Origin of the sequence: Proteus sp. FME41 (genome assembly GCF_014897315.1) — a bacterium.
GTDB lineage: Bacteria > Pseudomonadota > Gammaproteobacteria > Enterobacterales > Enterobacteriaceae > Proteus.
Window position 1 is genome coordinate 1 of sequence record NZ_JABUYL010000032.1, and the last position, 22,078, is coordinate 22,078.

The 22,078-nt window shown below is 37.8% G+C and carries 20 protein-coding genes, 1 tRNA gene and 1 other annotated feature; of the genes, 15 read left to right on the plus strand and 6 right to left on the minus strand.

Annotation, left to right across the window (positions count from 1 at the left end):
* The first annotated feature begins 110 nt into the window (after nt 1–110).
* From INT04_RS18160 to INT04_RS18175, 4 genes are all read left to right on the plus strand, one after another.
* A tRNA-Arg gene (locus INT04_RS18160) sits at nt 111–187 on the plus strand.
* Nucleotides 188–371: 184 nt separating this feature from the next.
* Nucleotides 372–1,952 (plus strand): glutamate--cysteine ligase, encoded by a 1,581-nt coding sequence (gene gshA, locus INT04_RS18165; RefSeq protein WP_193017468.1) that lies wholly within the window; start codon nt 372–374, stop codon nt 1,950–1,952.
* Between the two features lie 162 nt (nt 1,953–2,114).
* Nucleotides 2,115–2,630 (plus strand): S-ribosylhomocysteine lyase, encoded by a 516-nt coding sequence (luxS, locus tag INT04_RS18170; protein WP_193017469.1) that lies wholly within the window; start codon nt 2,115–2,117, stop codon nt 2,628–2,630.
* A 220-nt stretch (nt 2,631–2,850) separates the two neighbouring features.
* Nucleotides 2,851–3,600, plus strand: a complete 750-nt coding sequence (locus INT04_RS18175) for a hypothetical protein (RefSeq protein WP_193017470.1) — start codon at nt 2,851–2,853, stop codon at nt 3,598–3,600.
* Nucleotides 3,601–3,652: 52 nt separating this feature from the next.
* Here the strand turns inward: INT04_RS18175 and INT04_RS18180 are convergent, their stop codons facing one another.
* Nucleotides 3,653–4,927, minus strand: a complete 1,275-nt coding sequence (locus INT04_RS18180; protein ID WP_193017471.1) for a CNNM domain-containing protein — start codon at nt 4,925–4,927, stop codon at nt 3,653–3,655.
* 33 nt (nt 4,928–4,960) lie between these two features.
* Nucleotides 4,961–5,761 carry an inner membrane protein YpjD gene (locus INT04_RS18185; protein WP_193017472.1) on the minus strand — a complete coding sequence of 267 codons (801 nt, stop codon included), beginning with the start codon at nt 5,759–5,761 and terminating at the stop codon, nt 4,961–4,963.
* A 173-nt stretch (nt 5,762–5,934) separates the two neighbouring features.
* On the opposite strand from INT04_RS18185, the gene ffh reads away from it, so the two are divergent.
* The 7 genes from ffh (at nt 5,935) to tyrA (ending at nt 12,089) form a co-directional block, all read left to right on the plus strand.
* A complete protein-coding gene (gene ffh / locus INT04_RS18190) occupies nt 5,935–7,296 on the plus strand; it encodes a signal recognition particle protein (protein ID WP_193017473.1) in 1,362 nt (453 codons plus the stop codon).
* 137 nt (nt 7,297–7,433) lie between these two features.
* Nucleotides 7,434–7,682 (plus strand): 30S ribosomal protein S16, encoded by a 249-nt coding sequence (gene rpsP / locus INT04_RS18195; RefSeq protein WP_193017474.1) that lies wholly within the window; start codon nt 7,434–7,436, stop codon nt 7,680–7,682.
* An 18-nt stretch (nt 7,683–7,700) separates the two neighbouring features.
* Nucleotides 7,701–8,246, plus strand: coding sequence for a ribosome maturation factor RimM (gene rimM, locus INT04_RS18200; RefSeq protein WP_193017475.1), 546 nt, complete (start codon nt 7,701–7,703; stop codon nt 8,244–8,246).
* Nucleotides 8,247–8,284: 38 nt separating this feature from the next.
* Nucleotides 8,285–9,037, plus strand: a complete 753-nt coding sequence (gene trmD / locus INT04_RS18205) for a tRNA (guanosine(37)-N1)-methyltransferase TrmD (RefSeq protein ID WP_193017476.1) — start codon at nt 8,285–8,287, stop codon at nt 9,035–9,037.
* Between the two features lie 52 nt (nt 9,038–9,089).
* Nucleotides 9,090–9,443 carry a 50S ribosomal protein L19 gene (gene rplS / locus INT04_RS18210; RefSeq protein ID WP_036932575.1) on the plus strand — a complete coding sequence of 118 codons (354 nt, stop codon included), beginning with the start codon at nt 9,090–9,092 and terminating at the stop codon, nt 9,441–9,443.
* A gap of 391 nt (nt 9,444–9,834) precedes the next feature.
* A complete protein-coding gene (locus INT04_RS18215) occupies nt 9,835–10,929 on the plus strand; it encodes a 3-deoxy-7-phosphoheptulonate synthase (RefSeq protein ID WP_319022977.1) in 1,095 nt (364 codons plus the stop codon).
* 35 nt (nt 10,930–10,964) lie between these two features.
* Nucleotides 10,965–12,089, plus strand: coding sequence for a bifunctional chorismate mutase/prephenate dehydrogenase (gene tyrA / locus INT04_RS18220; protein WP_193017477.1), 1,125 nt, complete (start codon nt 10,965–10,967; stop codon nt 12,087–12,089).
* Nucleotides 12,090–12,416: 327 nt separating this feature from the next.
* Here tyrA and INT04_RS18225 read toward each other — a convergent pair whose 3' ends face one another.
* The gene (locus tag INT04_RS18225; protein WP_193017478.1) at nt 12,417–12,572 is read right to left on the minus strand and encodes a hypothetical protein; all 156 of its coding nucleotides are present in this window, start codon (nt 12,570–12,572) and stop codon (nt 12,417–12,419) included.
* 403 nt (nt 12,573–12,975) lie between these two features.
* Here INT04_RS18225 and INT04_RS18230 point away from each other — a divergent pair, with 403 nt between their 5' ends.
* A complete protein-coding gene (locus INT04_RS18230; RefSeq protein ID WP_193017479.1) occupies nt 12,976–14,316 on the plus strand; it encodes an anaerobic C4-dicarboxylate transporter in 1,341 nt (446 codons plus the stop codon).
* 84 nt (nt 14,317–14,400) lie between these two features.
* Here the strand turns inward: INT04_RS18230 and pheA are convergent, their stop codons facing one another.
* The 3 genes from pheA to bamD all read right to left on the minus strand — a co-directional run bounded on the left by pheA (nt 14,401) and on the right by bamD (nt 17,209).
* Entirely contained in the window at nt 14,401–15,558 is a 1,158-nt protein-coding gene (pheA, locus tag INT04_RS18235) for a bifunctional chorismate mutase/prephenate dehydratase (RefSeq protein ID WP_193017480.1), read from the minus strand.
* A 35-nt stretch (nt 15,559–15,593) separates the two neighbouring features.
* Nucleotides 15,594–15,712 (minus strand) — a sequence feature (Phe leader region).
* A 155-nt stretch (nt 15,713–15,867) separates the two neighbouring features.
* Nucleotides 15,868–16,203 carry a ribosome-associated translation inhibitor RaiA gene (raiA, locus tag INT04_RS18240; RefSeq protein WP_193017481.1) on the minus strand — a complete coding sequence of 112 codons (336 nt, stop codon included), beginning with the start codon at nt 16,201–16,203 and terminating at the stop codon, nt 15,868–15,870.
* Between the two features lie 271 nt (nt 16,204–16,474).
* Nucleotides 16,475–17,209 (minus strand): outer membrane protein assembly factor BamD, encoded by a 735-nt coding sequence (bamD, locus tag INT04_RS18245; protein ID WP_193017486.1) that lies wholly within the window; start codon nt 17,207–17,209, stop codon nt 16,475–16,477.
* 139 nt (nt 17,210–17,348) lie between these two features.
* Between bamD and rluD the strand changes: the two genes are divergently transcribed.
* The 3 genes from rluD to clpB all read left to right on the plus strand — a co-directional run bounded on the left by rluD (nt 17,349) and on the right by clpB (nt 21,776).
* Nucleotides 17,349–18,326, plus strand: a complete 978-nt coding sequence (gene rluD, locus INT04_RS18250; RefSeq protein ID WP_193017482.1) for a 23S rRNA pseudouridine(1911/1915/1917) synthase RluD — start codon at nt 17,349–17,351, stop codon at nt 18,324–18,326.
* On the plus strand, nt 18,327–19,058 hold the full coding sequence (yfiH, locus tag INT04_RS18255) for a purine nucleoside phosphorylase YfiH (protein ID WP_193017483.1): 732 nt from the start codon (nt 18,327–18,329) through the stop codon (nt 19,056–19,058).
* 144 nt (nt 19,059–19,202) lie between these two features.
* Complete coding sequence (gene clpB, locus INT04_RS18260; RefSeq protein WP_193017484.1) at nt 19,203–21,776, plus strand: ATP-dependent chaperone ClpB; 2,574 nt, start codon at nt 19,203–19,205, stop codon at nt 21,774–21,776.
* Nucleotides 21,777–22,078: the final 302 nt, after the last annotated feature.

The following is a 22,078-nucleotide window of genomic DNA, read 5'->3' on the forward strand; positions in this document are numbered from 1 at the left end:
GAGTACTCGGCTACGAACCGAGCGGTCAGAGGTTCGAATCCTCTAGGATGCACCATCTTTTAGTAGACATTATCGTATAATCATTTTAAGTAAAAAAATTAGTAAGACCTGCATCCTTAGCTCAGCTGGATAGAGTACTCGGCTACGAACCGAGCGGTCAGAGGTTCGAATCCTCTAGGATGCACCATTTTGAAAGCCTCGCATATTTGCGGGGCTTTTTGCTTTTCATTATCCTAGACCTCTACAATATCACCGCTTTGTTTAGCACCAACTAACAATGCCAATATCATCTAATCAGCGACAATTTAGTGACTTTGCGATAAAGTAACTCCTATCTATTTACTAACATTAATCAACGCGGGAGGTCACCTTTGATCCCGGACGTATCAAAAGCACTTTCTTGGTTGGAAGCACACCCTAACGTTTTATGTGGCATCCACCGTGGTATAGAACGCGAAACCTTAAGAGTAACGCCAGAAGGCCATTTAGCGTCAACTGAGCATCCTATCTCATTAGGTAAATCACTCACACATAAATGGATCACAACGGATTTTGCAGAGTCTCTGCTAGAGTTTATTACACCAGTTGATGACAATATTTCGCATACCTTACATTTTTTAGGTGATTTACATCGCTATACTGCACGCCACTTAGATAATGAGCGTATGTGGCCCATGAGCATGCCTTGTTTTATTGAAGCTGAAGATAAGATTACACTAGCTCAATTTGGCAATTCTAATGTGGGGCGTTTTAAAACACTTTATCGTGAAGGGCTAAAAAATCGCTATGGTGCTTTAATGCAAACTATTTCAGGGGTGCATTATAATTTCTCACTGCCTATCGAATTTTGGCAAGCTTGGGCAAATATTAAAGATGAAGAGAGCGGCAAAGAGGCGATTTCAGACGGCTATTTACGTCTTATTCGTAACTATTATCGTTTTGGCTGGATAATTCCTTTCTTCTTTGGTGCATCACCCGCTATTTGTGGTTCTTTCTTAAAAGGAAGAGAAACAAGTTTACCGTTTGAAAATACACCCAAAGGTGCGAAGTATTTACCTTACGCAACGTCATTACGTTTAAGTGATTTAGGGTATACCAATAAATCGCAAAGCGATTTAGACATTACGTTTAATCATCTTGAAACGTATGTTAAAGGTCTGAAAAAAGCGATCCATAAGCCTTCTGAAGAGTTTGCTAAGTTAGGTGTTAAAAAGAACGGTGAATATGTTCAATTAAATGCCAACGTACTACAGATTGAAAATGAGCTGTATGCACCGATCCGTCCTAAGCGTGTAGTTAAAGGTGATGAGTCACCTTCTGATGCTTTATTGCGTGGTGGTATTGAATATATTGAAGTTCGTTCACTCGATATTAATCCATTTACCCCGATTGGGGTGGATGAAACTCAAATTCGGTTCCTCGATTTATTCTTAATTTGGTGTGTATTAGCGGATGCACCAGAAATGAGTGCTTCTGAATTAGCGTGTTGTCGTTCAAATTGGAATAACGTTATTCTAGAAGGGCGTAAGCCTGGTCAAGTTATTGGTATGGGATGTGGTGAAAGAAAAGAACCTCTTGCTCAAGTTGGTAAAGCGCTGTTTGCTGATTTGGCACGTGTTGCTAACGTTCTTGATTGCTGTTCAGGAACGAAATATATGGAAGTTTGTGTTAAGTTAGAGGAAATGTTTGATAATCCTGAATTAACCTTCTCTGGACGACTTTTAGAAAAAATCAAAGCAGAAGGTATTGGGGGTTATGGTTTATCTTTAGCTGAAGAATATTACCAAGAATTAATTAAAACACCTTATGAAACGTTGACTGATGAAGATTTTGATCATGAGAGAATTTCATCCATAAAACGCCAAGAAGAGTTAGAAAAGAGTGATACCATTTCTTTTGATGAGTATTTGAAGATCCATGCGGGGGCAAACACCGATAACGTGGCTTCCTAAACTTAGATAGAAAAAAGCCACACTAAGATTTGTGTGGCTAAAAAATTCTATAGAGAAATAGGGATGATAACATTTTGCGCGTATTCATTACTAAGACCGGGCTACTTGCAGAAAGTTTCATTTTTTCTTAAAAATATTTAAATTTTTCTTAGGAGGTTTTTTATGCCTTTATTGGATAGTTTTACTGTTGACCATACACGTATGTCTGCACCTGCTGTACGTGTTGCTAAAACAATGAAAACGCCATCTGGTGATACCATCACGGTATTTGACTTACGTTTTACTGTGCCAAATAAAAAAGCAATGCCTGAGAAAGGGATCCACACATTAGAGCACCTGTTCGCTGGTTTTATGCGTAACCATCTTAATGGTAGTGGTGTTGAGATAATTGATATCTCGCCTATGGGATGCCGTACAGGCTTCTATATGAGCTTAATTGGGCAACCTGAAGAGCAACGCGTTGCTAATGCATGGAAAGCGGCCATGGAAGATGTTTTGAAAGTAAAAGATCAAAACCATATTCCTGAGTTGAATGTATATCAATGTGGTACTTATGAAATGCACTCGCTAACCGAAGCGCAAGATATTGCGCGTGATATTTTATCTCATAGCATTGGCATTAATCATAACGATGAATTAGCATTTCCTGAAGAGACATTAAAAGAGTTACATATCTAAGTACGGTCGCTTCATAAAACTAGGGGACAATAGATCAAGAAATTCGCATCCTGATTTATTGTCTCTTTTTTATTTTAATCTCCTTTTTATTTTTATTTTTATTTTTATTTTTATTTTTATTTTTCTTTTCGTTATCCCATTGTTTTATTTTCTTATCTTCTTATATTGTTGTCACAATAATGGATTAAATTATGCTTAATACACGGAGTACATTTTTGTTATGGAAAATCACGAATTCTCATCACCCAAATTGGTTTTAGAATTTTTTGTTCGAGAATTTTATTTCTTTGGTAAAGGTACGATCCGTACTCAATTACCTAAAGACGCTTTTTTCTATCAAGGTCTTTCTAAAGCGCAAGAATATCGTTATTTTGAACGCGTACATAAACAGTATGTTAAACGGCGTTACTCTGACTCTGAGTTGATTATCAAACCTGAACTTTTGTTGTTTTCATCAGAAATAGAATCTGAAGGATTTACAAAAATAACAAAACCTGAAACAAATACGATTATAAAAATAGGTGGCGATTATCTCTATAAAGAAAATGAGGGTGCAGAATATCATTGGTATTTTCAAAAAAATGAAATTAAGACTAATCGTTATTCAGGTGAAAATACATCTTTAAAATATGAAAATATTCGTGGTTTAGCTCCTCATCATTTTAATATTGAAGCTGTAAACGATAACGGTACTATCATTACTAACTTCCCCCGAAAATCACTTTCTTTGACCTTAAATCAAGGTGAAACAGCCTGTTTTATTTGTAGGCGTGAAGAATATGGTTATTCTTATTCTCATGAACCTGCACTAAATTTAGTGATGTGGGTAAAAAATCATGGTTTCTATTCTCATTATCAGCAATTAAGACCTACTCAATTAAAGGCTGAACAGGCTATACAGCCTTTTTATATAAAGCCCGCAAGAGAGTTTGATTTTCGTAATAGTAAATTGCGATTTGAGTTAGGGTAAGTAAAAGAAAGGAATATAGCGCTTGTTTTTCAAGCGCTATATTTTGTATTCATTAATGATGAGAAATAGAGTGATGACGAATTAGGGCTTTTTTAATGACATTATCTTGTACTTCGAGTATTTCAAATTCATAGTCACTGACTTTTATTTTATGACCCACAATAGGCAAATCACCAAGTTCTTCAATAATGACACCGTTAATCGTTCTTGCTTCATCTTCAGGTAAATGCCAACCAAATGCTTTGTTGATGTCTCGAATATTTGTTGTGCCATCAACTAACAGGGAGCCATCTTTTTGGGGAATAACTTCCTCTGCCAAAGAGGGGGACATTGAGGTGGTAAAATCACCTACAATTTCTTCTAGAATATCTTCAACAGTAACTAAACCCTGAATTTCGCCATATTCATCAACCACAATACCTGCTTTTTCATTATTACGTTGAAAGTTAACAAGTTGTAAATTTAAAGGCGTACTTTCAGGGATAAAATAAACTTTATCTGCTGCTTTTATTAGAATTTGCTTAGTAAATTCTTTCTTTTCCGTCATTAAGCGATAAGCTTCTCGTACTCGTAACATACCAATAGCATCATCAAGCGTGTCACGGTAAAGCACAATTCTGCCATGGGGTGAATGAGTTAACTGCCTTACAATAGACTTCCACTCATCATTTACATCGATACCGAAAATCTCATTTCTCGGCACCATAATATCGCCAATAGTGACTTTTTCTAAATCAAGAATAGAAAGCAACATATTTTGATTACGTTGAGAAAGCTTTGATTTTGATTCATTTACAATCGTACGTAGCTCTTCTTTTGAAACCGCATTCCCTTGTATTACAGGGGACTTAATACCTAAAACTCGCATCAAAATAAGCGTGATTTTATTAAAAAACCAGACAACTGGTAGCATCAATTTTTGCAATGGTGAAAGCAGAAAACTGCTTGGATAAGCAACCCGTTCTGGATAAAGTGCAGCAATCGATTTGGGTAATACTTCAGCAAAAATAAGGATAATAAAGGTCAACACACCCGTGGCTATTGCAACACCCGCATTACCATATAAACGTATACCCACAATGGTGGCTAATGCAGACGCAACGATATTAATCAGATTATTGCCAATCAATACCAAACTAATCAATCTATCGGGCCGCTGTAATAATTTTTCTACACGTTTTGCAGCACGATTTCCTTGTTTTGCAGCATGACGAAGGCGATAGCGATTAATCGTCATCATACTGGTTTCAGTCCCAGAAAAATAAGCTGAGGCGATAATCATACCTATAAGTATGATAATGAGCGTAGTTGTTGACACGTGCTCCAAAATTGAGATCCTTTTGCTACCTTAAAATAAAAATTAATTAAGCATTAACTCTTGTAATAAACGATTACCAAAAAAAGCCAATGTCAAAATAATAGCGCCAATTAAGTTAAAAATAATGACTTTCTTACCTCTCCAGCCTTCGCGGAAGTGTCCCCATAATAAAATAATATAAACAAACCAAGCGATGATAGAGAAAATGGATTTATGGATATTTTCTTTACCAAAAATATTGTCCATATAGATCAAACCAGTACATAACGTTAATGTCAGTAATACCACACCAACTTGTGTGATATGAAACATCTTACGCTCAATGGTCATTAATGGTGGCATTTGAGGTGAAAATTTTAGCTTCTTATTTTTTAGCTGATAGTCGAGCCAACTAAGTTGCAGTGCATATAAAGCCGCAATCAACAGTGTGGCATAACTTAATAAGGCAAGCCCAATATGAATAAAAAGTGATGTGCTGCTTTCAAGATGTGTGACAAATTCACCAGGCATCAGTGCAGCAATAATAAGATTGACTATTGCGAAACAATAAACGATAGGCAATAAAAACCACGCTCGGCCACGCGAAGCGACTATCGTCATAATAACGCAGACCATCAGGCTAACAATTGCACCTAAATTGATAAGTGAAAGATTCTGTCCACTATGGGGGCGGAAAATTAAAAATTTTAATGAAATGGCGTGTGCAACAAGTGCAATGACCGCGAAGAGGAGTGCTAATCCGCGGTATCCATTCTGCTCTTTTCGTAACAGGCCGGGCAAGATGAGCACCAGACTGAGTAAATAAGCGCAGACAGCGACGATAGAGATTGATATAACGGGCATAGTTTCGCTTACATATATTGTTTGAATAACTTCCTAGTATAGCGCTAGGAGCATACGGCTCCAACTATTGAAGTCATTAAGCTTAAATCTCTATGCAGAGATCCGCGAGTCATCGTGATATAATCGGTGACATACATGACCGATAAGCCCAACTTTAACACTGAGCTAAGATAATGTTTGAGAATTTAAGTGACAGATTATCGCGCACATTGCGCAATATAAGCGGTCGAGGAAGACTGACTGAAGAAAACATTAAAGAGACACTGCGTGAAGTGCGGATGGCTTTATTAGAAGCTGACGTTGCCTTGCCGGTGGTTCGTGATTTTATTGCGCGAGTAAAAGAAAGCGCAGTAGGGCATGATGTAAACAAAAGCCTGACACCGGGTCAGGAGTTTGTGAAGATTGTTCAAAATGAACTCGTTAATGCAATGGGGGAAGTAAATACCGATCTTGACCTTTCAGCACAACCGCCAGCGGTTGTCTTAATGGCGGGTTTACAAGGTGCCGGTAAAACAACCAGTGTTGCAAAGCTAGGTAAATTCTTAAAAGAAAAAAAGAAGAAGAAAGTTCTTGTTGTTTCTGCTGACGTTTATCGCCCAGCGGCGATTAAACAACTTGAAACGTTAGCTGAAACTGTCGGTGTTGATTTCTTCCCTTCTACAGTGCAAGAAAACCCTGTGACGATTGCAAGTAATGCATTAAAACATGCACAACTTCAATTTTATGATGTGCTGCTAGTGGATACAGCAGGACGTTTACACGTAGATGAAGGCATGATGGAAGAGATCCAACTTCTTCATAAAGCCATTAATCCAGTTGAAACACTGTTTGTTGTTGATGCCATGACGGGTCAAGACGCAGCAAATACCGCAAAAGCATTTAACGAAGCATTGCCATTAACAGGGATTGTTTTAACCAAAGTTGACGGTGATGCACGCGGTGGTGCGGCATTATCAATTCGCCATATCACCGGTAAACCAATTAAATTCCTCGGTGTTGGGGAAAAAACAGAAGCGCTAGAACCTTTCCACCCAGATCGTATTGCTTCTCGTATTTTAGGTATGGGAGATGTTCTTTCTTTAATTGAAGACATCGAAAGTAAAGTTGATAGAGCGCAAGCTGAAAAGCTAGCAACTAAGCTTAAAAAAGGTGATGGCTTTGATCTAAATGACTTTTTAGATCAGCTAAAACAGATGAAGAACATGGGCGGCATGGCGAGTATGTTAAGCAAAATGCCGGGTATGTCTCAGGTTCCAGATGCTGTAAAATCACAAATGGACGATTCAATTTTAGTGAAAATGGAGGCTATTATTAACTCCATGACTAAAAAGGAACGTCAAAAACCCGAGATTATCAAAGGTTCTCGAAAACGTCGTATTGCGACGGGGTCAGGAACGCAAGTGCAAGACGTCAATCGGTTGTTAAAACAGTTTGATGATATGCAACGAATGATGAAAAAAATGAAAAAAGGTGGCATGGCTAAGATGATGCGTGGCATGAAAGGCATGATGCCACCGGGATTTCCAGGCCGTTAAAATCAAATATCCTGAAAAAAAACGTGCTTTGGATTGCTTTTTTCGCCAAAGTGAGTAAACTTTTCGGGCTTTTTATATGACAATCGAACTCCGTTCCTCGATGGCGTTTGGTTGTTTTATTAACTAATGAGGATGTTATGGTAACAATTCGTTTAGCTCGTGGCGGCGCAAAAAAGCGTCCGTTTTACCAAGTAGTAGTAACCGATAGCCGCAATGCGCGCGATGGTCGTTTTATTGAACGTGTCGGTTTTTATAACCCACTGGCAACCGGTAATGCAGAAGAATTACGTTTAGACGTAGACCGTGTTGAGCATTGGGTTGGTCAAGGTGCAACTGTTTCAGAACGTGTTGCTGGCCTGATCAAATTAGCGAAGAAAAGCGCTTAATCTGTCGCGGTGGTAACAATGAGCGAACAAAAAACCTTAAAAGAGCCTGTAGAACCTATTGTTATGGGGAAGTTGGGCTCACCTTACGGGATCCGTGGTTGGCTCAGAGTTTTTTCCTCCACCGAACATGCCGAAAACATTTTTGAGTATCAGCCGTGGTTTATTCAACGTCATGGAAAATGGGAAATCATTGAAATTGAAAGTTGGAAACATCACACCCAAGATATTATCGTCAAACTAAAAGGTGTTGACGACAGAGATGCCGCTAATTTCCTGACTAATGTTGAAATTGTTGTGAATACTTCGCAACTTCCAGAGCTTGAAGGTGAATATTACTGGAAAGATCTGATGGGTTGCCATGTTGAAACAGACAAGGGCTACGATTTAGGTGTCGTTACCGACATGATGGAAACGGGCTCAAATGACGTCATGGTCATTAAAGCAAATCTGAAAGATGCATTCGGTATCGGGGAACGGCTAGTCCCGTTTCTTGATGGGCAGGTTATCAAGAAAGTCGATCTCTCAACGAAAAAAATTATCGTTGATTGGGATCCTGGTTTTTAGATTATCCGGTTAACGGTTCTCAATAGTGGGACACAAAAATGTGGATTGGGGTAATTAGCCTATTTCCAGAGATGTTCCGCTCTATAACCGAGTACGGGGTGACTGGTCGGGCAGTGAAGCATGGTCTGCTTAATGTAGAATGTTGGAATCCCCGAGATTTTACATATGACAGACACAATACCGTTGATGATCGTCCTTATGGCGGTGGTCCCGGTATGTTGATGATGGTGCAACCTTTAAAGGAAGCGATTCATCAAGCGAAAGCTGCGGCAGGTGATGGAGCAAAGGTGATTTATTTATCACCTCAGGGACGCAAACTCGATCAACAAGGAGTTTGTGAACTGGCAACAAATGAGAAGTTAATTCTAGTTTGTGGTCGGTACGAAGGTATAGATGAGCGTGTCATTCAAACCGAAATTGATGAAGAATGGTCCGTGGGTGATTACGTATTAAGTGGTGGGGAATTACCTGCCATGATAATGATAGATGCAGTAGCACGCTTTGTACCGGGTGTTCTCGGGCATGCGGCCTCTGCAAAAGAAGATTCTTTTGCTGAAGGTTTACTGGATCATCCTCACTATACTCGCCCAGAGGTATTAGATGGTATGGAAGTTCCCGCAGTTTTACTGTCAGGTAACCATGCACATATTAATCGCTGGCGTATGAAACAATCACTGGGTCGAACCTGGCTAAGAAGACCTGAGCTTCTGGAAAGCCTAGCTCTGACTGACGAGCAAAGAGTGCTGTTAACAGAATTCCAACGGGAATATCTGGAAAGTACAGCAGAGTAAGTCTGGCACATGATGTCATTAATATCAGTTTACCTAGGGTAAGAGAGTTATTATGAGCAATATTATTAAGCAAATCGAACAAGAACAAATGAAGCAAGATGTACCTTCATTTCGTCCAGGCGATAATGTAGAAGTTAAGGTATGGGTTGTTGAAGGTTCTAAAAAACGTCTGCAGGCATTCGAGGGCGTGGTTATCGCTATTCGTAACCGCGGTCTGCATTCTGCATTTACTGTTCGTAAAATTTCTAATGGCGAAGGTGTTGAGCGTGTATTCCAAACTCACTCTCCAGTCGTAGACAGCATCACTGTAAAACGTCGTGGTGCGGTTCGCCAAGCTAAACTGTACTACCTGCGTGAGCGTTCAGGTAAGGCTGCTCGTATCAAAGAGCGTCTTAACGCTAAATAATACGCTTTCGCACATCCGAAAGTTATTGTTAAAAGGTCAGCATTTGCTGACCTTTTTTTGTATTCATTTTTAATAATTCTTTTGATTGTTTTATTTTTATATTTCCTTCTATTTATTCTTCTTATTTCAAGATTCATTAAAAGATAGGGTGTAAATAAATATTTACATTTTAACGTTATTTCTCGATTTAAATCACATTTATTTACTCAGCTTAATTAATGTAACTAACTGTTATTGTATGTTTATTTTTTATTGATGTATTTATTGTAAATTTATAATTACAAAATAACAGATTTTATTATAAATATGGATTGAATTCTTTACATGGCATGCTATCTTATCTCTCAGACAGACAATAAATCACAATGACAGATATAAAAAGGTAAAGATTATGATCATGCAAAAAGATGCACTCAATAATGTAAATATCAGCGAAGAGCTGGTTTTAATTACACCAGAAGAGCTAAAACAAAAATACCCATTGAGCCATAATGATCTGCATGCCATTGCCCAATCACGTCAAACAATCTCTGATATTGTTCAACGCCATGATCCTCGTTTGCTCGTAGTATGTGGGCCTTGCTCTATTCATGACGTTGATGTTGCGTTAGATTACGCAAAACGACTGAAAGTCTTAGCGTCTGAATTAAGTGATAGTCTGTACATTGTGATGCGTGTCTACTTTGAAAAACCTCGTACAACGGTAGGTTGGAAAGGCTTAATTAGTGATCCATTTATGGATGGTAGCTTTGAAATGGAAAAAGGATTGCATATTGCACGTAACTTACTGACTGAACTAGTGCAATTAGGCCTACCTTTGGCAACAGAAGCGTTAGACCCTAATAATCCACAGTACTTAGGTGATTTATTTAGTTGGTCTGCAATTGGTGCAAGAACGACAGAATCTCAAACTCACCGTGAAATGGCATCGGGTCTGTCTATGCCTGTTGGCTTTAAAAATGGAACAGATGGTAATTTAGATACGGCAATTAATGCGATGAAAGCTGCCTCTATGCCACACCGTTTTATGGGAATTAATCAATCAGGACAAGTCTGTTTATTACAAACGCAAGGTAATCCTGATGGTCATGTTATTTTACGGGGTGGTAAAACGCCTAATTACCATGAAGAAGATGTCGCTCAATGTGAAGCTCATATGATAAAAGCAGGTTTAAAACCATCATTAATGATCGATTGCAGTCATGGCAATTCAAACAAAGATTTTCGTCGTCAAACTGCTGTGGTGGATTCAGTGATTGAGCAAATCACAAAAGGTAATGAATCTATCACGGGTATTATGTTAGAAAGTCATATTAATGAAGGTAATCAATCATCAGAACAGCCTCGTAGCGAAATGAAGTACGGAGTTTCAGTGACTGATGCATGTATTAGTTGGGAAACGACAGAGTCTGTATTGAGAAACTTACATACACAAATTTCCCCCATTTTAGCTCAGCGTGAAGAACACCTTAAAAAAGTAAGCTAAGTTAGATAATCATAAATAAAAAGAGGCAAGCATCAATGGCTGAAGAATTACAAAGTTTGCGTGAGCAAATTGATCAGGTGGATAAATCTTTGCTTTCTTTACTTGCGAAAAGAATGCAATTGGTAGCCGAAGTGGGTGAGGTTAAGAATCGCCATGGTTTACCGATTTATGCCCCTGATAGAGAAGCTTCGATGCTTGCTTCTCGACGTAATGAAGCCCAAAAAATGGGGATCTCCCCAGATTTAATTGAAGATGTATTACGTCGTGTGATGCGAGAATCTTATACTAAAGAAAATGATAAAGGATTTAAAACCTTAAACTCTCAACTGGGTAAAATTGTGATTGTGGGTGGAAATGGGAAAATGGGGAAATTATTTTCCCGCTTATTCACCCTTTCAGGGTATCACGTTGAAAGTTTAGACGCGGATGAATGGCAAACTAAATCACCTGAGATTTTTAATAATGTAGGCATGGTGATGATTAGTGTACCTATTCATTTAACTGTTGAGGTTATTGAAAAGCTTCCACCACTACCTGAAGATTGCTTACTTGTAGATTTAGCTTCTATTAAAAAAGCGCCTTTAGAGGCGATGCTAAAAGCGCATCATGGTCCTGTTTTAGGTCTTCACCCAATGTTTGGCCCTGATGTACCCAGCTTAGCAAAACAAGTTGTAGCTTACTGTGAAGGCAGGGACCATCAATCCTTTGAATGGTTGTTAGAGCAGTTAATGGTATGGGGAGCTAGAATTGAAGCGATTACACCAGAAGAACATGATAAAAACATGAGTTTCATTCAAGCGCTTCGGCATTTTACGACATTTGCTTATGGTCAGCATTTAGCTAAAGAAAAAGTTGATTTAGCAAGTTTACTTAGACTTTCATCTCCTATTTACCGTTTGGAAATTGCAATGATAGGGCGGTTATTTGCTCAAGATCCGCAACTTTATGCAGATATTATTTTGTCATCAAAAGAGAATATTGAATTAATTCGTAGGTATCATCATTCTTTAGGTCAAGCTATCGATTTATTAGATATTAATGCAAAGAGTGAGTTTGTTCGTTCATTTAATAACGTGAGTGATTGGTTTGGTGATTATGCACCTCAATTTATGAAAGAGAGTGGTGTATTATTACAAAAAGCGAATGATAGCCGTATTTAGTTAAAATTAAGTAAAGTAGAAAAACGAATAGCTTATTTTGTTGTAAAAAACCCCACAGTTATTGGATAACCAATGACTGTGGGGCTTTTTTATTTTGTTAGTTATTCAGTTTATATTGTATATTACCACTCATCATCGCAAGGTGGCCAAACACACCCATCGGGATCATCTGTATTAGTCTTGTTCTGATAACATTCATTTACGGATATATCATTTTTTGTTATTCCATCCTGAAAATAAGCATTCGCATAGCCAGTGGAGAAAAATGAAAATATCAAAATATATAATTTATTCATAAAATTCCTTTTGAAATAAAGTAGTTAATATTTAATAGTCTTTAGGATCTGGACATGGGCTTACCGTACAACGATATAACTGTGATTGATGAGTAAATGAGTTAGCATAATAACCACTTTTTGAAGGTATCTCATCGAGGTTGTTGGTAATAAAGAAACTTAAAATCAATAATATAGAGGTGCTCATACTCTCTCCTTATTTATTTTAGTAATAAAAATCATCTACTTTGATTTGAAAATTGAAGTAGAGAAGTATAAATATACATTTAAAAGTAATGAGTTAAATATTTGTTTTTATTAGGGTTGTGTTATTTCATGATGCCTTATATTTATTGTTATTTAATTGTTATTATTGAGTTTAATTAAATAAATATAAATGTTCAATATTGTCTATTTATTAAAATTATTTGTTGATGAGATCTTAAATTTAGATAAAAAAGAGAGGTGATATTAAAAATATAACATTGATCAAATAATGAAAAATAAGATGTAGATAGATTACCTCTATAAAGGATGAAGTTTGCAAAAAATGCTTAATATTTAATTGTATTGTTTTATTTTTATTCCGATATGTTTTTAAGGGGTAGTCTATGGATTTTATAATACAACTTTCCATTATATTAGTATGTCTATTTTATGGTGCTAGAAAAGGAGGCATTGCATTAGGGTTATTAGGTGGTGTCGGTCTGGTTATTTTAGTTTTTATTTTTAAACTGCCTCCAGGAAAACCACCTGTTGATGTAATGTTAGTGATTATTGCTGTTGTTTCTGCATCTGCAACATTACAAGCATCGGGTGGATTAGATGTGATGCTACAAATAGCAGAAAAACTATTACGTAAAAATCCAAAATATATTTCTATTGTTGCACCGCTTGTGACTTGTACCCTGACAATATTATGCGGTACAGGACATGTGGTTTATACCATTTTGCCTATCATCTATGATGTGTCGATTAAAAATAATATTCGACCAGAAAGGCCAATGGCAGCAAGTACGATAGGCTCGCAAATGGGAATTATTGCCAGTCCTGTCTCTGTTGCTGTTGTCACATTAGTCGCAATGTTGGGTGATGTGACATTTAATGGCAAACACCTTGAATTCTTAGATTTATTGGCAATTACTATTCCATCTACTTTTATTGGTATTTTAGCCATTGGTATTTTTAGTTGGTTTAGAGGAAAAGATTTAGATAAAGACCAACGTTTCCAAGAATTTATTTCAGTTCCTGAAAATCATGATTATGTTTATGGAGATACCGCTACACTTTTAGATAAAAAGCTACCAATGAAAAATTGGGTAGCAATGTGGATTTTCTTAGGTGCAATTGCCATTGTGGCTATATTAGGTGCCTTTTCTGAAATTCGCCCTGTATTTAATGGTAAACCATTATCTATGGTGCTTGTTATTCAGATGTTTATGTTATTAGCGGGTGCATCAATTATTATTATCTGTAAAACTAATCCGTCTCTTATTTCAAAGAATGAAGTTTTCCGCTCAGGGATGATAGCCATTGTTGCGGTATATGGTATTGCTTGGATGGCAGAAACCATGTTCTCTGCACATATGAAAGAAATAGAAGCGGCATTAGGGCAATTAGTACGAGAATATCCTTGGGCTTATGCTGTGGTTTTATTATTGGTATCTAAGTTCGTTAACTCGCAAGCGGCAGCGTTAGCAGCAATTGTGCCTTTAGCATTAGGTATTGGTATTGATCCTGCCTATATCGTTGCGTCTGCGCCGGCTTGTTATGGTTACTATATTCTTCCTACTTACCCTAGTGATTTAGCCGCAATTCAATTTGACCGTTCAGGTACAACTCGAATAGGGCGTTTTGTTATTAATCACAGCTTTATTCTACCAGGATTAATTGGTGTGATTGTCTCTTGTGTGTTTGGCTGGATATTTGCTGCTATGTATGGTTTCTTATAATTAGTGATAATGTAAAAATACGACATAAAAAGAAAAGCCAGACAGTGATGCACTATCTGGCTTATTTATTAGTGAGTGGCTGTATTATTTTATTTCAACAGGAACTACATTCTCTGAAGGATAACAGCCTAATATTTTTAATGACCGCGTTGTTTGTGATAAATCATGTAAAGCTTTTTGCATATTCATATCACGCAAGTTCGCTTGAACATCGATATAAAACATCTCCTCCCATGGCGTGCCATTAATAGGGCGAGATTCTAATTTTGTCATAATAATATCGTATTTTTTTAAAATCATTAAAGCATCAACTAATGCACCCGCTTGTTGCCCAGTTGCCATCAAGAAGGTTGTTTTAGCAGGGACTTGTTCTGCAACATCAATCGCTTTACGTGCAATAACAATAAAGCGTGTAACATTTATTTGCTGGTTAGCTAAATTATTTGCCAAAGGTTTTAAACCATAAAGAAAACCCCCAGCTTCACTACCAATAGCGGCAACGTGAGGAGATTGTGCCTGTGCAACTTTTTTCATAGCGGCCGCAGTACTTTCACAATATTCAATTTTCCAATTTGGATATTGATTTAAATAATGGCTACATTGTTGGAAAGGTTGAGGATGGCTATAAATAGTTTGCAGTTTTTCTGCTGTGCTATCAACGCTGGTTAAAAGTGCATGGTTAATAGGAATACGAATTTCACCTACAATAGACAGCGATGTTGTTTGCAGTAAATCATAAACATCATTAATTGCACCAGAGCTAGTATTTTCAATAGGTAATAAACCATAATCTGCTTGGCCTGTATCAACGAGGGTGAAAATATCTTCAAATTTCTGACAAGTACAATCAACGATGGTATCAAAATGCCGAGCCGCATATTGACGAGCTGCAATATGTGAATAAGATCCTTTTGGACCTAAATAAGCAATTCTTGCAGATCCATTAGGCGTTGCGTTTAGATGTTGTTGTAAAATGGCTTGTTGAGTTAAGACGGAGTCTTCAATGATCATTTGGAAAATGCGGCTGATATAGAAACCATCTAGCCCAACATTTTTTCCTTTATCAATTAATAAATCGAGTAACTCACGCTCACGATTTTTATCTCTAATAGGGCGATGTGTATTCAATTTAAATTGAGCGACATCAGCAGATAATTGGCGTCTGTTTGCTAACAACGTGAGTAATTCTGAATCTAACGTTGTGATTTTATCTCTGATTGCTAATAAATCGAGTTTTTCCATATTCAAGCCCTATACCTTTGCGTCATACCATCATAAATAAAAAAGCCTCCATTTTTTGGAGGCTATTGTCGTTCTTACTTTTCTTTCTGAAATGACAAAGTCTCTCTAATCAAAGAGTAAAAAGAAAAAGAAGAAGGACAAATGTGAATGAAGTGTCATTATATTATTTGATAAATTATTTAACATCTTGCTATCAAACATGATGATGAGAAAGGAGTCAAGAAAAATACAATAAAAAGCGCATCACGAGGATGCGCAGAGGCGTTTTGAGTCAGTGATTTATTCTAATTTTTAATCTGAGTTTACTATTTAAATTTCATCAACAAATAAATTTTCTTCTTTCAAACTACTATCCGCTCGGCGGGATTCACTTTTATGTTGAACTTTGTTTAATTGGCGTCCAAGTTTTGCGAGTAAATCATTGATTGCGGTGTACATATCCGCATGTTGTGCATTAGCAACCAGTTGCCCATTCGGTATATGTATGCTGGCATCAACACTAAAGCCTTTAGGATCTTTCGTAAGAATAATATGAGGATTGATTAAATTCACCTGCCATTTATTTAGTTTAGTTAGACGGCTTTCAATGTGTTCACGTAGTGCTGGGGTAATTTCCATTTGTTTGCTAGTAATATTTATAATCATATAGTTACCTCTTTATTACTCCGACTTCGATAACTTCAGAATATCGTGAAATACAATTAAAAACATGATCCAAATCACTTTTTGTTAGTTGTATGTATAACAAGTAATAGAAACGTGACAAATGATGAATAGATGAAAAAGAGCGCTTGTTAAGTTGTATTTATTCGGTCATATTAGGAAGGTTGGGCTGATGAAAAGTAAAGGCAATTTGGTCAGAAAAGAATAAAAAAACAGCAGCGATAAGCTGCTGTTTTTGATGGTGATGTTTGAATTAAGCAGGGTTTGCTGCAATTAAGGAAGTTACTTTTTCAGCTTCTTGGGTCAGTCCTAATTCTTTATAGGCGTTTTCCATGTATTCAAGCGCATCATGTGTAGCTTGTGTATCAGGATAATCACGCATCATTTGCTCTACTCTATTAATAACCGCGACATAAGCCCCTCGTTTAGTATAGAATTTCGCAACAGACAAATCATACTTAGCTAAACGGTTTTTAAGAAAGACAAGGCGTTTGGTTGCGTCAGCAACATAAAGGCTATCAGGATAGTAACGAACCAATTGACTGAAGTCTTTAAATGCCACAATGGCATGTTGAGGATCACGGTCAGAACGGTCAATACCAAAGAATCCTTGTAATGCACTATCATCTAATGCTTGGGCAGTTAGGCCTCGCATATAAAGAACATAGTCAATATTAGGGTGGGTTGGGTTTAACCGCATAAAACGGTCGATTGCAGTAATCGCCATTGGCAGCTCCGCTGATTTATAATAAGCATAAATCAAGTCGAGCTGAACTTGTTGCGAGTAAGGGCCAAAAGGATAGCGATTATCGAGAGACTCTAATTGTTTGATAGCCGCTCCATAATTGCCATCTAGCAATTTTTCCTGGCTGGTTGTGTAAAGCTCAGAAGGCGACATATCGGCAGTAGCGTCTTTGTCTGAACTCGAACAGCCAGAAAGTAACAGGCTTACAGTGGCTGCTGCCACTAGGTATTTAATGCGTCTCATCACGTATTGATTATCCTCTGAATAGGTTTGGGGAGTCTCTCCGTGAAGCTCCCCTAAAATCGGTTACACTATAACTCATTTTAAATGAAACGGCTGTGCCGTCAAAACACTAACTAACTTAATTAATAGAAAACTATTTATGTCTCAACAAATACGACTTAATGCGACAGTCGCAGATTCACAGCTGGGTCAACGCTTAGATCAGGCTTTGGCCGAATTGTTCCCTGATTATTCAAGATCTCGTATAAAAGAGTGGATCTTAGACAATAGAGTGCAGGTTAACGATAAAATCATCAATAAGCCAAAAGAAAAAATGCTTGGCGGTGAAAAAATTGAAGTCGATGCCTTAATTGAAGAAGATGTTCGCTGGGAGCCTCAGAATATTCCGTTAAATATCGTTTATGAAGATGACGATATTTTAGTCATCAATAAACCGAGGGATCTCGTTGTTCATCCTGGTGCGGGTAACCCAGATGGCACCGTATTAAACGCATTACTTTATCGTTATCCTGAAATTGCGAATGTACCTCGTGCTGGTATTGTCCATCGTTTGGATAAAGATACAACAGGTTTAATGGTTGTTGCAAAAACAGTTCCGGCTCAAACGCATTTAGTGGAAGCTTTACAGCGTCGCGAAATCACTCGTGAGTATGAAGCCGTTGCTACAGGGAGGATGACGGCGGGAGGATCAGTGAATGAACCTATTTCTCGACATCCTACTAAACGTACACATATGGCGGTGCACCCAATGGGAAAACCTGCGGTGACACATTACCGTGTGATGGAACATTTTCGTGCTCATACACGTTTGCGTCTACGTTTAGAAACAGGCCGTACTCACCAAATACGTGTTCATATGGCACATATTCATCATGCTTTAATTGGCGATCAACTCTATGCGGGAAGACCTCGTCCTTTAAAGGGGGCTTCAGACGAGCTGCGTGAAACACTACGTTTATTTGATAGACAAGCATTACACGCAACGATGTTACGCCTTTATCATCCAATAACAGGTATTGAAATGGAATGGCATGCTCCATTACCAGATGATATGGTTAAGCTTATCGATGTATTAAAAGCTGATGCAGAACAATTTAAAGATGAGATGGATTGGTAAATGACTTCATTGATTTTTCCAGATTGGCCACAACCTGAAAATATCGGAGCTTGTAGTACCTTAAGAGAAGGGGGAATTAGCCTACCGCCTTATCATAGTTTTAATTTAGGTACACATGTTGGTGATGAATTATCTCGAGTCGAAGAAAATAGACACAGACTTTGTCAGCAAGCTCAGCTACCGGAAATGCCACTGTGGCTTGAACAAGTTCACGGTACTCATGTTGTCACGCTAAGCCCTGAGAAAAATAGTGAAGTACAAGGTGATGCCCTTTATACCTCTACTATGAAAAAAGTTTGCGCAATTATGACGGCAGATTGTTTGCCCGTTCTTTTTACAACGCTTGATGGAACTGAGGTTGGCGCAGCACATGGTGGATGGCGAGGGCTTTGTCATGGTGTATTACAAAATACATTAGCTCAATTCAAAGCCTCTAAAAATCAGATAATGGCATGGTTAGGTCCTGCAATTGGCCCTGATACTTTTGAAGTAGGTGCAGAGGTGCGTTTGGCGTTTATAGAAAAAAATATCGCATTTGATGCTGCATTTATTCCCCATAATGGTAAATACTTAGCTAATATTTATATGTTAGCGAGAACAATCTTGCAGGAAAGTGGTGTTACACAGATATATGGTGGGAATTTTTGTACTGTGACTGATAAATCACGTTTCTTCTCTTATAGACGTGAACAGGTAACAGGACGAATGGCATCATTAATCTGGATTAAATAAACTTCCCTCCGCGTTTTTCTCTCTTATCTCAAATAGTGATGAATATTTTTGCTCAAAATTTTTATTTTGAGCTTGAATATTGTCAAAATGACCTCATCTATTCTCCAGTTACGAATTTTACTTTAAATTTTACTTGGAGGTGTTATGCGTCTGGATAAATTAACCAACAAATTCCAGCAAGCTCTCGCAGACGCCCAGTCATTGGCACTTGGGAACGATAATCAATTTATAGAACCCATACATTTACTGAGTGCGTTATTTAATCAACAAGGTGGCTCAATTCGCCCTTTATTAACATCAGCGGGTATTAATGCTTCGCAATTTAATGAGCGAATTAATGAGGCTTTGTCTCGATTACCTAAAGTCGAAGGTGCTGGTGGAGATGTTCATCCCTCAAACGATCTTATTAAACATCTCAATTTGTGCGATAAATTAGCACAGAAAAAAGGTGATGAGTTTATTTCGTCAGAGCTTTTTCTTTTAGCTGCAATGGAAACCGGTGGTCAAGTTGCAGATATGCTAAAAGCGGCAGGTGCCAATAAAGCAGGTATTGAAATAGCGATTGATAAAATACGGGGTGGAGAAACAGTGAACGATCAAAATGCAGAAGACCAACGTCAGGCATTGAAAAAATATACTGTGGATTTAACAGAAAGGGCAGAACAAGGCAAACTCGATCCTGTCATTGGCCGTGATGAAGAAATCAGAAGAACCATTCAGGTTTTACAACGTCGTACTAAAAATAATCCAGTGCTTATCGGTGAACCTGGTGTTGGTAAAACAGCGATTGTTGAAGGATTAGCTCAACGTATTGTTAACGGCGAAGTTCCTGAAGGCTTAAAAAATAAACGTGTACTTTCTCTTGATATGGGCTCTTTATTAGCTGGCGCTAAATATCGCGGTGAATTTGAAGAGCGTTTAAAAGCAGTTTTAAATGATTTATCTAAACAGGAAGGTAGTGTCATTCTGTTTATTGATGAATTACATACAATGGTTGGTGCAGGTAAAGCCGATGGTGCTATGGATGCGGGTAATATGTTAAAACCTGCCTTAGCACGTGGTGAGTTACACTGTGTTGGTGCAACAACACTTGATGAATATCGTCAATATATTGAGAAAGATGCTGCTTTAGAGCGCCGTTTCCAAAAAGTGTATGTAGCAGAGCCAACAGTAGAAGATACCATTGCTATTTTACGTGGTCTGAAAGAACGTTATGAACTTCATCATCATGTTCAAATTACAGACCCAGCTATAGTTGCAGCTGCGACTTTATCACATCGCTATATATCTGACCGTATGTTACCAGATAAAGCGATTGACTTAATTGATGAAGCAGGTGCAAGCCTACGTATGCAAATGGATTCAAAACCCGAAGCATTAGATAGACTTGATAGACGTATTATTCAGCTGAAACTTGAACAACAAGCACTGCAAAAAGAGTCTGATGATGCAAGTAAAAAACGTTTAGAAATGCTAAATGAAGAGCTTGCTGAAAAAGAGAAAGAATATTCCGCTTTAGAAGAAGAGTGGAAAGCAGAAAAAGCAGAGCTGACAGGAACTCAACATATTAAATCAGAATTAGAGCAAGCTCGTATTGCATTAGAGCAAGCTCGCCGTAGTGGTGATTTGGCAAAAATGTCAGAAATCCAATATGGGCAAATTCCGACGTTAGAAAAACAGCTTGCTGAAGCGAATAAAGCTGAAGATAAACATATGAAGCTGTTACGTAATAAAGTCACTGATGCTGAAATTGCTGAAATCTTAGCGCGTTGGACCGGTATTCCTGTTTCTAGAATGCTAGAAGGAGAGCGTGAAAAACTGCTAAGAATGGAACAAGAATTACATAGACGTGTTATTGGTCAGGCAGAGGCTGTAAGCGCAGTATCAAATGCGATCCGCCGTAGTCGTGCTGGGTTGTCTGATCCTAATCGCCCAATTGGTTCGTTCTTATTTTTAGGACCAACAGGGGTGGGTAAAACAGAATTATGTAAAGCACTCGCAAACTTCTTGTTTGATAGTGATGATGCAATGGTTCGTATCGATATGTCTGAGTTTATGGAAAAACACTCCGTTTCTCGTTTAGTGGGTGCGCCTCCAGGATATGTTGGTTATGAGGAAGGTGGTTACTTAACAGAAGCGGTTCGTCGTCGTCCATATTCTGTCATCTTATTAGATGAAGTTGAAAAAGCGCACCCCGACGTATTCAACATCTTATTGCAAGTGTTGGATGATGGTCGTTTAACAGATGGACAAGGTAGAACGGTTGATTTCCGTAATACAGTTGTGATTATGACATCAAACTTAGGATCTGATTTAATTCAGGAACGTTTTGGTACGATTGATTACCCTGAAATAAAAACGATTGTGATGGATGTTGTAGGTCATCATTTTAGACCTGAATTTATTAACCGTATTGATGAAGTTGTGGTATTCCATCCATTAGGTAAAGAGAATATTGCTGCGATTGCACAAATTCAGTTGCGCCGTTTATACCAACGTTTAGAAGATCGGGGTTATCACGTAACGATTACAGGTGCTGCATTAGAGAAATTGAGTGAAGTCGGGTTTGATCCCATCTATGGTGCTCGTCCATTGAAACGCGCTATCCAACAAGAGGTTGAAAACCCATTAGCTCAAGATATTTTGTCAGGCAAATTATTACCAGGCAAAGAGATTATCTTGGATTTAGATGATAATAAGATAATCGCAAAACAATAATTACATATCTTTTCTATTCAGTATGATGAATAGGTGATGGTTTGAACCTAAAAAAGAGGCTTATATAAGCCTCTTTTTTTATGTTTTGAGTTTAATGTGTCGATGATGAAAACAATATTCAAATATGATTTGTATTATTTGGAACTTTTTTAGTCAGGATGTGTCTATTAATTACACTGTAATGCCTAATTTGATTACAAAACACGCTATCGGTAATTTTTCTTAAAAAAACTATTGCCAGCCTCAGAAAACTCCCTATAATGCGTCCTCGTTGTCACGGCAAACCACGCTAAGTGAGTTAG

Excerpts from the sequence above, each read along its gene's own strand:
- INT04_RS18215 (WP_319022977.1), top strand. The coding sequence starts at position 9,835 with ATGATCATGCAAAAAGATGCACTCAATAATGTAAATATCAGCGAAGAG.
- rplS (WP_036932575.1), top strand. The coding sequence starts at position 9,090 with ATGAGCAATATTATTAAGCAAATCGAACAAGAACAAATGAAGCAAGAT.
- INT04_RS18225 (WP_193017478.1), bottom strand. The coding sequence starts at position 12,572 with ATGAGCACCTCTATATTATTGATTTTAAGTTTCTTTATTACCAACAAC.
- bamD (WP_193017486.1), bottom strand. The coding sequence starts at position 17,209 with ATGAGACGCATTAAATACCTAGTGGCAGCAGCCACTGTAAGCCTGTTA.
- raiA (WP_193017481.1), bottom strand. The coding sequence starts at position 16,203 with ATGATTATAAATATTACTAGCAAACAAATGGAAATTACCCCAGCACTA.
- rpsP (WP_193017474.1), top strand. The coding sequence starts at position 7,434 with ATGGTAACAATTCGTTTAGCTCGTGGCGGCGCAAAAAAGCGTCCGTTT.
- tyrA (WP_193017477.1), top strand. The coding sequence starts at position 10,965 with ATGGCTGAAGAATTACAAAGTTTGCGTGAGCAAATTGATCAGGTGGAT.
- ffh (WP_193017473.1), top strand. The coding sequence starts at position 5,935 with ATGTTTGAGAATTTAAGTGACAGATTATCGCGCACATTGCGCAATATA.
- yfiH (WP_193017483.1), top strand. The coding sequence starts at position 18,327 with ATGACTTCATTGATTTTTCCAGATTGGCCACAACCTGAAAATATCGGA.
- INT04_RS18230 (WP_193017479.1), top strand. The coding sequence starts at position 12,976 with ATGGATTTTATAATACAACTTTCCATTATATTAGTATGTCTATTTTAT.
- rimM (WP_193017475.1), top strand. The coding sequence starts at position 7,701 with ATGAGCGAACAAAAAACCTTAAAAGAGCCTGTAGAACCTATTGTTATG.
- trmD (WP_193017476.1), top strand. The coding sequence starts at position 8,285 with ATGTGGATTGGGGTAATTAGCCTATTTCCAGAGATGTTCCGCTCTATA.
- INT04_RS18185 (WP_193017472.1), bottom strand. The coding sequence starts at position 5,761 with ATGCCCGTTATATCAATCTCTATCGTCGCTGTCTGCGCTTATTTACTC.
- rluD (WP_193017482.1), top strand. The coding sequence starts at position 17,349 with ATGTCTCAACAAATACGACTTAATGCGACAGTCGCAGATTCACAGCTG.
- luxS (WP_193017469.1), top strand. The coding sequence starts at position 2,115 with ATGCCTTTATTGGATAGTTTTACTGTTGACCATACACGTATGTCTGCA.
- INT04_RS18175 (WP_193017470.1), top strand. The coding sequence starts at position 2,851 with ATGGAAAATCACGAATTCTCATCACCCAAATTGGTTTTAGAATTTTTT.
- clpB (WP_193017484.1), top strand. The coding sequence starts at position 19,203 with ATGCGTCTGGATAAATTAACCAACAAATTCCAGCAAGCTCTCGCAGAC.
- pheA (WP_193017480.1), bottom strand. The coding sequence starts at position 15,558 with ATGGAAAAACTCGATTTATTAGCAATCAGAGATAAAATCACAACGTTA.